The 10,790-nt window shown below is 62.0% G+C and carries 9 protein-coding genes and 2 pseudogenes; 4 read left to right on the plus strand and 7 right to left on the minus strand.

From position 1 onward, the window contains the following. Positions 1 to 11 precede the first annotated feature (11 nt). Together FY112_RS20955 and FY112_RS20960 are read right to left on the minus strand one after the other, a co-directional pair. Complete coding sequence (locus tag FY112_RS20955) at positions 12 to 749, minus strand: alanyl-tRNA editing protein (RefSeq protein ID WP_151519185.1); 738 nt, start codon at positions 747 to 749, stop codon at positions 12 to 14. Between the two features lie 6 nt (positions 750 to 755). Next, positions 756 to 1,793, minus strand: coding sequence for a cysteine synthase A (locus FY112_RS20960; RefSeq protein ID WP_017960124.1), 1,038 nt, complete (start codon positions 1,791 to 1,793; stop codon positions 756 to 758). Positions 1,794 to 2,019: 226 nt separating this feature from the next. On the opposite strand from FY112_RS20960, the gene FY112_RS20965 reads away from it, so the two are divergent. Together FY112_RS20965 and FY112_RS20970 are read left to right on the plus strand one after the other, a co-directional pair. Continuing rightward, positions 2,020 to 2,679 (plus strand): ChrR family anti-sigma-E factor, encoded by a 660-nt coding sequence (locus tag FY112_RS20965; protein WP_181018254.1) that lies wholly within the window; start codon positions 2,020 to 2,022, stop codon positions 2,677 to 2,679. Positions 2,680 to 2,777: 98 nt separating this feature from the next. Further along, positions 2,778 to 3,610: pseudogene (locus FY112_RS20970) on the plus strand (SDR family NAD(P)-dependent oxidoreductase). On the opposite strand, the gene FY112_RS20975 reads toward FY112_RS20970, so the two are convergent. Then, on the minus strand, positions 3,611 to 4,870 hold the full coding sequence (locus FY112_RS20975) for a cyclopropane-fatty-acyl-phospholipid synthase family protein (protein ID WP_017960127.1): 1,260 nt from the start codon (positions 4,868 to 4,870) through the stop codon (positions 3,611 to 3,613). It abuts the pseudogene before it with no gap. A gap of 467 nt (positions 4,871 to 5,337) precedes the next feature. Beyond that, on the minus strand, positions 5,338 to 5,664 hold the full coding sequence (locus tag FY112_RS20985; RefSeq protein ID WP_131623279.1) for a hypothetical protein: 327 nt from the start codon (positions 5,662 to 5,664) through the stop codon (positions 5,338 to 5,340). 213 nt (positions 5,665 to 5,877) lie between these two features. On the opposite strand from FY112_RS20985, the gene FY112_RS20990 reads away from it, so the two are divergent. Next, positions 5,878 to 6,195: a hypothetical protein gene (locus tag FY112_RS20990; RefSeq protein WP_131623281.1), complete on the plus strand. Its 318-nt coding sequence runs from the start codon at positions 5,878 to 5,880 to the stop codon at positions 6,193 to 6,195. 115 nt (positions 6,196 to 6,310) lie between these two features. Then, on the plus strand, positions 6,311 to 6,988 hold the full coding sequence (locus tag FY112_RS20995; RefSeq protein WP_017960130.1) for an HAD-IA family hydrolase: 678 nt from the start codon (positions 6,311 to 6,313) through the stop codon (positions 6,986 to 6,988). Positions 6,989 to 7,025: 37 nt separating this feature from the next. Here FY112_RS20995 and FY112_RS21000 read toward each other — a convergent pair whose 3' ends face one another. The 3 genes and pseudogenes from FY112_RS21000 to FY112_RS21010 all read right to left on the minus strand — a co-directional run. After that, entirely contained in the window at positions 7,026 to 9,683 is a 2,658-nt protein-coding gene (locus tag FY112_RS21000) for a nitrate reductase (protein ID WP_017960131.1), read from the minus strand. After that, positions 9,684 to 10,019, minus strand: coding sequence for a nitrite reductase small subunit NirD (gene nirD / locus FY112_RS21005; RefSeq protein ID WP_017960132.1), 336 nt, complete (start codon positions 10,017 to 10,019; stop codon positions 9,684 to 9,686). It lies immediately after the preceding gene. A 4-nt stretch (positions 10,020 to 10,023) separates the two neighbouring features. After that, positions 10,024 to 10,790, minus strand: a pseudogene (locus FY112_RS21010) (NAD(P)/FAD-dependent oxidoreductase); the annotation flags it as partial.

Here is a 10,790-nt window from a genome sequence, read left to right on the forward strand (position 1 = left end):
TCCCTTGATGGTCAGGCTTCGTCGCCGGGCGTGCCGAAGCGGATGCGGAAGCGCCGGTTCTCTTTGCCCTTCTTCTCGATCTTGGCGATATGGATCCGGCCGACTTCCTGAGTCTCGGAAACATGTGTGCCACCGCAGGGTTGGCTGTCAATCGAGGAGTTCTCGCCGATGCAGACGAGGCTGACGCGCCCGAGCCCGATCGGCGGGCGCACGTTCTTCGATTTGACGATGTCGGGATTGGCCACAAGCTCCTCGTCGGTGATCCATTGCAGAGTGACCGGATGGTTCTGCTCGACCAGTTCCATCAGCTTGGCCGTCACCTCGTCCTTGTCGATCGTTTCGGCCATGTCGAAGTCGACGCGACTTTCCTCCTCTCCGACGGCAGCGCCGGTGATCGGATAGGAGCAGACGACGGAAAGCAAGTGGCAGGCCGTGTGCATGCGCATCAGCCTGTAGCGGCGCGGCCAGTCGACATGCAGCACCAGCATCTCGCCGACCACGGGCCGCGGCGCACGTTCGAGCGGCACGTGGATAATGACATCTTTGCTTGGACCATGCTTCGTCTGGCCGAGCGCGATCTTGCTGCCGTCGGCGCGCTCGAGCTCGCCGGTGTCGCCGGGCTGGCCGCCTGATGTCGCATAGAAGCAGGTCTGGTCCAGTTCGATGCCCCCGTCTTCATGAACGGCGGTGACGACCGCCTCGCAGGTCGAGAGATAGAAGTCGTCACGATAGAGGGCACTGACGGGCATGAGGTCTCACACGGGCTCGTAGGGAACGTGGATATCGGGCGACTTGGCCATCCAGCCCGGAACGGGCAGTCCCTTCGAGGTCAGGAAATCCGGGTTGAAGAGTTTTGACTGATAGCGGTTGCCGTAATCGCAGAGGATCGTCACCACCGTGTGACCAGGTCCGAGATCCCGGGCGAGGTTGACCGCGCCGGCAATGTTGATCGCCGTCGATCCGCCGAGGCAGAGGCCCTCGTTCTCGACGAGGTCGAAGAGATAAGGAAGCGCTTCGGCATCCGGGATCCGATAGGCATAGTCAGGTGTGAAACCCTCGAGATTGGCGGTGATGCGGCCTTGGCCGATGCCCTCGGTGATCGAGGATCCCTCGGATTTCAGCGCGCCGTTCTGGTAGAATTCATAGAGTGCGGCGCCATCGGGATCGGCGATGCCGATCTTGACGTCTGCCTTGAAAGCCTTGAGGCCGGCGGCGACACCTGCCAGCGTGCCGCCGGAGCCGACCGAGCAGATAAACCCGTCGACCTTGCCGTCGGTGTCTTTCCAGATTTCTTTTGCCGTCGTTTCGACATGCGCCTGGCGGTTAGCGACGTTGTCGAACTGGTTTGCCCAGATCGCCCCGTTCGGCTCGGTCTTCGCCAGCTGCTCTGCCAGCCGCCCGGATACCTTCACGTAATTGTTCGGGTTCTTATAGGGAACGGCGGGCACTTCGACGAGTTCGGCGCCGAGCAGCTTCAGCGCGTCCTTCTTTTCCTGGCTCTGCGTTTCCGGGATGACGATGACGGTGCGATAACCGAGCGCCTTGGCGACCAGCGTCAGCCCGATGCCGGTATTGCCGGCCGTTCCCTCGACGATGACGCCGCCCGGACGAAGCAATCCCTTCCGCTCTGCGTCGCGGATGATGTAGAGCGCGGCGCGATCCTTGACCGACTGGCCGGGGTTCAGGAACTCCGCCTTGCCGAGAATGGTGCAGCCGGTCACCTCTGAGGCGCCCTTGAGTTTGATCAGGGGCGTGTTGCCGATGGCGTCGAGGACGGAGGGGTGGAAGGTCATGGAATCTGCCTCTATTCGAACTCTTACTTTAGGAACGGTCTTTTCCCTTCACAAGGCTGAGTTGGCAAGAAAAGCTATTCCACACCTCTGTCGGCCGCGATAAAATTTGGCTTTCCTCCTCCGAAATGATGCATGGCCCGCAATCCCGCCGTGTGAGGGGTGATCCGAAGATTGACTTTCCCCGTACGGATGACGACAAAGCGAAAACGGAACGCGGCAACAGGGCGTGACCGAAACAAACATGGTTCACGAGCAGATCGACACGATCGATGCATTGATGGCGCATTATGTTGCCGGCTCCTTGCCCGAGCCGGCGCGTGTGCTGGTCCAGTCTCATCTTGAAATGAAACCGGATAATCGCAGCCTGGTGAACAGCCTCGAGCTGCTGGCAGGCGAAGCTCTGGAAAACGCGCCTGAAGTCGCTATTGCCGATCGCGACGGGCGACTTGCGGCGATCTTTTCCTCTGCGTCTCCCGTCCCAGCGCCAAAGACGGTCGCGCGATCGGAAAACGCGCTATTTCCGCAAGCGTTGCGCGCCCTCTTGGGCTTCGAGGCCGAGGATGTGCCCTGGCGCCGGCGGTTGCCCGGTTTCAAGGAATATTCGCTCGACATGGATGGCTGCGAGGTCAGCCTGATGTGGATCCGGCCGGGCCGCGCCTTGCCGGCGCACACCCATAAAGGCATGGAGCTGATTCTCATTCTCGACGGCGCCTTCAACGATGAACGCGGTCGTTTCGGTCCCGGTGATATCTCCATCGCCGACGAGACGGTCGACCACCGGCCGGTCGCCGAAAAGGACAGGCCGTGCATCGCCTTTGCCGTCTCGGACGGATCGGTCAAGCTCACCGGATCCTTCCGCCAGATGATCGGCGACCTGATCGGCTGAAAGCAGCCACAATAGTGTGATAGAGCCGTAAATCCGGAGGGGTTGAGGAACTTCCGGACCTGTTTTCGCATTGATCAGGCAGCCCGGAGGAACATGTCATGCGTGATTTCATTGCCCATCCCGAACATGGAATCGTCTGGATTTCGGGCGCGAGTTCAGGCATCGGCCGGGCGCTTGCACTGAGGCTCGCCGGCGAAGGATAAAAGGTCGCCGTCACGGCCAGAAGCCATGAAAAGCTGGTCGAACTGCAAGCCGAAGCCAATGGCCTCTCGGGCAGTATCATTGTGCTCGACGGCGACGTCACCAATGCCGAGGACATGGAACATGTCATCCCTCCATCGAATATGAGCACGGCACGCTCGCCATGGCGATCCTCAATGCCGGCGTCAACCTGCCTGTTCATGCCGAGGATCTGAAACGCGCCGATTTCGAGAAGAGCTTCGCCGTCAACCTCTCCGGCGTCGTTAACTGTCTGCTGCCGGCGATCCGCCATATGAAGGCGAAAGGGCAGGGGCAGATCGCCATCGTTTCCTCCGTCACCGGCTACGGCGGCCTGCCGACGGGAGCTGCCTATGGCGCCACCAAGGCAGCGCTGATCAATATGGCTGAAAGCCTGAAATTCGATCTCGACAAGATGGGCATCCGCATCCAGCTCGTCAGCCCGGGCTTCGTCGACACGCCGGCGACGAGGAAGAATGCCTTTCCGATGCCGGCTCTGGTATCGGTCGAGGAGGCGGCCCGGGAGATTGCCGCCGGGTTGAAATCGCAGGCCTTCGAGATCACCTTCCCGAAGCGCTTCACCGCTATGCTGAAGCTCGCGCGCCTGCTCCCCTACAGCGTTTATTTCACGCTGGTGAACCGCGTGACCGGCTGGCGGGACCGGCCGCCATCGGCTGGTGGCCATCCAGTGACACCGCATGCGGCGGAATGATCAACGGCGCGAGAACACGACCTGGCGCACATCGATATTGCGGGCACGGAAGCCGGCCTCGCAATAGAACAGATAGAATTCCCAGAGCCGCTTGAAACGCTCGTCGAAGCCCATCGGGCGGATGCGTTCCCAGACCGACCAGAAACGCTCGCGCCATTCGGCAAGCGTGCGGGCGTAGTCGAGCCCGAAGCCGAAGTCCTTGACCAGCGACAGATCGACCTTGCCGGCAAGCTCGGCCAGATGGTTGCGCGTCGGCAGCATGCCGCCGGGAAAGACATATTTCTGGATGAAGTCGGGGTTGCTGCGATACTGGTCGAAGGATTCCGGCCGGATGGTGATGATCTGCAGGCCAGCCTTGCCGCCCGGCTTCAGACATTGCCTGAGCTTGGAGAAATAGGACGGCCAGTATTTCTCGCCGACCGCTTCGAACATCTCGATCGAGACGATCCGGTCGTAGAGCCCTGCTTCATCGCGGTAGTCCTGGAAGCGGAATTCCACGCGGTCATCGAGGCCGGCCTTGCGAATGCGCTCCTCGGCAAAGGCGAGCTGCTCGCGGCTGATCGTCAGCCCCGTGACCTTGCAGTTCAGCTCGCTTGCGGCAAATTCGGCAAAACCGCCCCAGCCGCTACCGATCTCCAGCACATGATCGCCGGGCCCGATGCCGGTCGCCTCGGCAAGAGCCCGGTATTTGGCGTTCTGGGCCGATTGCAGATCGTTGGCGCCTGTGGAATAGAGCGCCGAGGAATAGGTCATACTCGGATCGAGCCATTCCCTGTAGAAATCGTTGCCGAGATCGTAATGGGCTGAGATGTTGCGCTTCGAGCCCGTCTTGGTATTGGCGTTCATCCAATGGCGGACGCGCTCGAAGAGGCGGCCGACGCCGCCCTTGCCATGCGCATAGCTGTGCGCGGCCTCGCCGTTGACGAGGAAGAGTTCGAGAAAGGCGGTGATGTCGGGGCTGTCCCAATCGCCGTCCATATAGGTTTCCGCGACCCCGATCGTGCCGCTTGTCAGCGCTCGATAGGCAAGGTTCCAATTGTTGAGGCTGAGCGCCGCCTTCGGCCCGGGCTGCTTGCCTTCGATCAGCAGCCTGCGGCCGTCGGGGAGGGTGACGGCAAGCGAACCGTGCTGCATGCGCAGAAGTCCGCGCAACGCCAGCTTCGCCTTGAAGGGCAGCCCCTTCGCCAGACGAGATATGTTTTCCCCCGTCAGCGTCACCGCGTCACGGGCCAGCAGATTCCAGTCCTGCGCCTTGCTCATCTCTCCTCCTCCAGCATTTTTTTGCCGGTTAGGGACGGCGATACATTCGTGACGATGCGCTCGACCGGCCCCCGGCCATTACATTGAAGGCTAATGTCATTCCGCCGCGTCCGCAAGCGGGCGGGTTGCCGGATGCTGACTTCTGGCGGAGGCCCCGGACGCCTGACGTAGCGCGCGCCCTTTTGTGGCGCTGTAAGCGGCGAGCGCCCGGCGGGCGTTCGCGTGATCGACGATCGGTTTTGGATAGGTTTGCGCCAGAACTGGCGCATGCCGGCATCGACGATCGGATAGCCGGTCATGCCGCGGCGCCAAAGCCGTTCCCCACTTGTGTTGTTTGCAGTCTGCTCCGGATGTACGGAACGCCCGGATCAAAAGTTTCATCCGGTGGAAAAAAGCTTTCACGGCTGTCGGCGGCATGAAAAAGGCCGGTGTGAACCGGCCTTTTTCTGAAAGCGGGAGTCTGTAGCTTAGTTGTCGTATTCGCGGCAGGCTTCGCTGATCGATGCGCCGCTCTGACCGCCGCGCGTGTCGACGCCGGACATCTGTTGCGGCATGCCGGGGCATTCCATCGTCTGCGGTCGGCCGATGCTCTGTGTCGTCGTCGGATCGACTGGCGAAACGGGTACCGGACGAATGCCGTTGTCATCGTTGGTGTAGTCGGATGAATAGGTACCCGAACTCGGATCAGTCGAGCCGCCATTCGTTGGCCCGATCGGACTCGGGTTAGATTGAGCAAAAGCCGACGACGCCATGCCGATCGCGAGCAGCGAAGCGGCAATAAGGGATCTAGACATGGGATATCCTCCTTGGATTTTCATCTTGGATGACCCTGGGGTAACTGCCTGATGGAATCATTGTTCCGAAATTTGCAGAAAACCTGCACTCAAGCTCTGCGGCGTGCCCGACATGGTTATACGTAAACCTTAACAAGCGATGTCGCTGGATCGACGTCAGCGCATGTCCTACTTGCATGCGGAGATACTAAAAAACCGTGGCATGAGGCCGCTATGTTCATCTCCCTTCGCGAAGCCGCAGATCTCGGTCTCCAGATCGCACTTGCACTCACCTTGACGATGAGTGGCATGGCGGTCGCCTCCTACGCCGTCAGGAATGACAAGGCTAAAATTTCAGCGATCGACGTCAGCCGTCCCTCACTCTGGACCGCCGCTCCGATGCGCGTCGATCCGGCTACGCAGGCCTACCTGCGCACCGATGCTTCGGCCGCACTGGAATTCGCCGATGGTGCCGACGACCTCTGCCACGACCCGATCGGCCTCCGGCTTTCCTGCGACTTGATCGTCACTTCCGGTACGGCGGCTTTTTAGGTGAAGGCGGTCGGGAGGCGTCACCGCCATTCCCGAAAGCTTGCAAAACCCAATGATTTGCCGTTTCATCGCGACAGCGACCACCATTCGACTCTTTCCCTGAAGGATCAGCCTTTTGTCTATGCCGATGCCCCGCGGCTTCGAGAAGCCCTTTGCCGCCTTCCTGTTCGATATGGACGGCACCATCCTCAATTCGATCCGTGCGGCCGAGCGTGTATGGAGCGACTGGGCAAGGCGTCACGGGCTCGATGTCGCCGCCTTTTTACCGAAGATGCATGGATCTCGCGGCATTGACACGATCACCCGGCTGAACCTGCCTGGAGTCGATCCCGAACATGAATCGAAGCTGGTGACCGAGGCCGAAATCGCCGATGTCAGCGACGTCGTGGCCATTCCCGGCGCCGCGACCTTTCTGAGTTCACTGCCCCCGGATCGCTGGGCGATCGTCACCTCCTCGCCGTTGCGCCTTGCTCACCGGCGACTGGAGGCAGCAGGCTTGCCGGTGCCGAAATTCATGGTGACGGCGGAAGACGTCAAGGTCGGAAAACCCGACCCGCAATGTTATATTCTCGGCGCCGAACGCCTCGGCGTCAGCACGCAGGATTGCCTTGTGTTCGAGGATGTCGCAGCCGGCATTGCCGCCGGCGAGGCGGCGGGTGCCGATGTCATGGTCATCACGGCAACACATCACCAAAAGATGGAGACGCCGCACCCGACTCTTTCATCCTATGACGAGATCTCGGTCCGCATCTCCCCCGATCACAGAATGCTTATCGTCCCGAACGCGGCCTGACAGGGCTCCGGCTGCGTCCTGCTTACATTTGCGCTGTTCACTCCGCGGCTGCGGCAAGACAGCGATCGATGATGCTGCCGATTTCGCTGCGGCAGGAGCCGCAATTGGTTCCAGCGCTGGTTTCCTTGCCGACCGCCTCGACGCTGTGACATCCGCCGCGCACGGCAGCGGCGATCTGGTTGACCCCGACACTGAAGCAGGAGCAGACGGTTGCGCCCGGATCCGGCCTTCCGGCGCCGGGACGACCCGCAACAAGCGCAAAGCGTTTCCTGAGGTCGCCATGCGAGGCAGAGAGCTGCGAGATCGCCCAGTTGCGCGCGACAGCGACGGGCTCGCGTGCCAGAAACAGCGCCGCAAGCAGGACCTCGCCATCGAAGAAGGCGAGCCTGAGGTCGCCGGATTGCCGGTCGGCATAACCAAGCGGTTCGATCTCGGCCGGAAGGGCGAAAACCGCCCGGCACCAGGCCGTCCAGTCTTCGACGTTGTCGCCGAAGGCAAGCTCCAGCCGCCAGCCACCGGCGGCTTTCGCCAGCGCCCAATAGGCCGCGTCAGGCGTGGCGGGTTTTGTGGCGGAGACGGCGAAGCCGTAATGCGCGGCGCGGAACGGCCGGACGGCGACGGCAACGTTCTTCGACGCCGGCTGACCGGAAATGGGGTCCGTTATCGGCGCGACCACGGCGTCGATCCGTGCTCTTGCGGCGAACTGGTCGTTCCAGTGCATCGGCGCAAAGATGCCGCCGCGCGCCTGGCGATCGGTCACCAGCGCCCGCACGATTGCCTTGCCGTGCGGGCTGTCGATCTCGACGAGGCCGGCGCTTGCTATACCGGTCTCGATCGCGTCGCGCGGATGGATCTCGGCAAAGGGTTCGGCGATATGGGCGGAAAGCCGCGCGCTCTTTCCTGTTCGCGTCATCGTGTGCCACTGGTCGCGGATGCGCCCGGTATTCAGCGTGAAGGGGTACTCGGCATTGGTGCGATCGGTTGAGGGCGGTTTGACCGCGACGAAGCGCGCCTTGCGATCGGGATGGAAGAAACCACCCTCGGCGAAGAAGCGGGTGATGCTCGGTTCTGTCCCTGCCGCCTGCGGCCACTGGAAGGGCGACAGCTCGTCATAGGCGCTGCCGCTCATGCCGGCGCGCGCGCCGATGTCGAAATCGCGGCTGCCGTTATTTTCGAAGGCGGAAAGCGCGGCGTGCTCGGCGAAGATTGCCGCCGGCACATCAAAATCGAAGGCGGCGGCAAATCCCATGCGGCGTCCGACCTCCGCAAGCTGCCACCAGTCGGCCCTTGCATCGCCGGGGACGTCGAGAAACGGCCGTTGCCTTGAAATGCGCCGTTCGGAGTTGGTGACGGTGCCATCCTTCTCGCCCCAGCCGAGCGAGGGCAAAAGCACATCTGCGTGCCGGGTCGTATCCGTCTCTTTGAGGATGTCCGAGACGACGACGAAGGGACAGGCGGCGATCGCGTTTTCGACACTGTCGGCATCCGGCATCGAGACGACGGGATTGGTCGCCATGATCCACAGCGCCTTGATGCGCCCGTCGGCCACGGCTTGGAACATGTCGACCGCCTTCAGGCCGGGTTTCGCGGCGATGACCGGCGAGTTCCAGAAGCGCTGCACGCGGTCCCGGTCCTCGGCATTCTCGATCGCCATATGGGCGGCAAGCATATTGGCGAGACCGCCAACCTCGCGCCCGCCCATGGCGTTCGGCTGGCCGGTCAGCGAAAACGGTCCCATGCCGGGGCGGCCGATGCGGCCGGTCGCCAGGTGGCAGTTGAGGATGGCATTGACCTTGTCGGTGCCGGAGGAGGATTGGTTGACGCCCTGGCTGTAGCAGGTCACGACCTTCGGCGTCGTCTCGAACAGGCGGAAGAACTCCCTGATCTGCATGGCGGGCAGGCCGGTCCGTTCCAGGAGATCGTTGATATCAAGCGCGGCGGCGGCGGCAAAAGCGTCGCCGAAACCTTCGGTATGGGCGCCGATATAATTCTGGTCGATTGCCGGACTTGTCGCGAGATGAGCAAGCAGTCCCATGAACAGCGCAACGTCGCCATCAGGACGGATGGCGAGATGCAGGTCGGCGATGTCGCAGGTCATCGTCCGGCGTGGATCGATGACGACGATCCGCATGTTTGGCCGCGCCGTCTTTGCGGCGGCAAGCCGCTGGTAGATGACGGGATGACACCAGGCAAGGTTGGAGCCGGTCAGGACCACCAGATCCGCAAGTTCGATATCCTCATATGTCCCGGGCACCGTATCGGCGCCGAAGGCGCGGCGATGCCCCGCCACGGAAGAGGACATGCAGAGCCTTGAATTGGTGTCGATATTGCCGGAGCCGATGAAGCCCTTCATCAGCTTGTTGGCGACATAGTAATCCTCGGTCAGCAACTGGCCGGAGACGTAGAAGGCAACGGCGTCAGGCCCGTGTTCGGCGATCGTTTCAGAAAAACGGCGGGCGACCAGATCAAGCGCTTCGTCCCAGCCGCTCTGTTTGCCCTCGATCTCGGGATAGAGAAGCCGGCCATCGAGATCGATAGTTTCGGCAAGGGCTGAACCCTTCGAGCAGAGCCGGCCGAAATTCGACGGATGCTCGGGATCTCCTTTGACGCTGACTGCGCCTGCCTGGTCGACCGTGGCGATTACGCCGCAGCCGACACCGCAATAGGGACAGGTGGTCTTGACCTCCGCCGCCATCTATTCCGCCGCCATCATCAGGCTTTCCAGAGCGATGAACAGCCTGCCGTCTTCATTCAGCACCTGGATCGTCCGAACCTCGCCTTCATCGGCGCCGAGCGCCTTGCCTGTTTCCAGCGAGATAACCCAGTTGTGCAGCGGGCAGGTGACTGACTTGGCGTGGACGATGCCCTGGGAGAGCGGGCCGCCCTTGTGCGGGCAGTGATCCTCGATGGCAAAGACCTCGTTTTCGGCCGTGCGGAAGACGGCGATCTTGCCTTGCGGCGTCTTCACGCAGCGCGCCCCGCGCAGCGGGATGTCGGAGATGTCACCGATTGCGATCCAGTTCATGTCCATCTCCTTATTCTGCAGCCTGCGGATAGCCGATCGTCGCCATCGGCTTGAACTCATGCTTGTCCTTGCCGGAGACACGCTCCGACCAGGGGTCGACCTGGGCAAATTTCTGGGAGAAGACGAAGCGGTCGTAATAGGCTTTGCGCTTTTCGGCATCGCCCATGATCTGGCGGCGGATTTCCTCCAGGCCGATGCGCTTTGCCCATTTGTAGATGCGCTCGAGATAGCGGGCCTGCTCGCGGTACATCTGCGTCAGCGCCACGATATACTCCAGCGCCTCGTCCTCGGTCCGGACAAGCCCGAGGACCTCCGTGCCCTTGATGTCGAGGCCGGCCGCACCGGCGAAATGGATCTCAAAGCCGGAATCCACGCAGATCACGCCGATGTCCTTGCAGGTTGCTTCCGCGCAGTTGCGCGGGCAGCCGGAGACAGCCATCTTCAGCTTGGCCGGCGTCCAGGAGCCCCACATGAACCTTTCGATCCGGATACCGAGGCCGGTGGAATCCTGGGTGCCGAAGCGACACCAGTCCGAGCCGACACAGGTCTTCACGGTGCGCAGACCCTTGGCATAAGCCTGGCCGGAGACGAAGCCGGCCTTGCCGAGATCGGCCCAGACGGCGGGCAGGTCTTCCTTCTCGATGCCGAGCAGGTCGATGCGCTGGCCGCCGGTGACCTTCACCATCGGGATCTCGAACTTGTCGACGACATCGGCGATGGCGCGCAGCTCGTTCGAATTGGTGACACCGCCCCACATGCGCGGAACGACGGAGTAGG

The organism is Rhizobium sp. PEPV16, assembly GCF_008919455.1.
In the GTDB taxonomy this organism is placed as follows: domain Bacteria; phylum Pseudomonadota; class Alphaproteobacteria; order Rhizobiales; family Rhizobiaceae; genus Rhizobium; species Rhizobium leguminosarum_Q.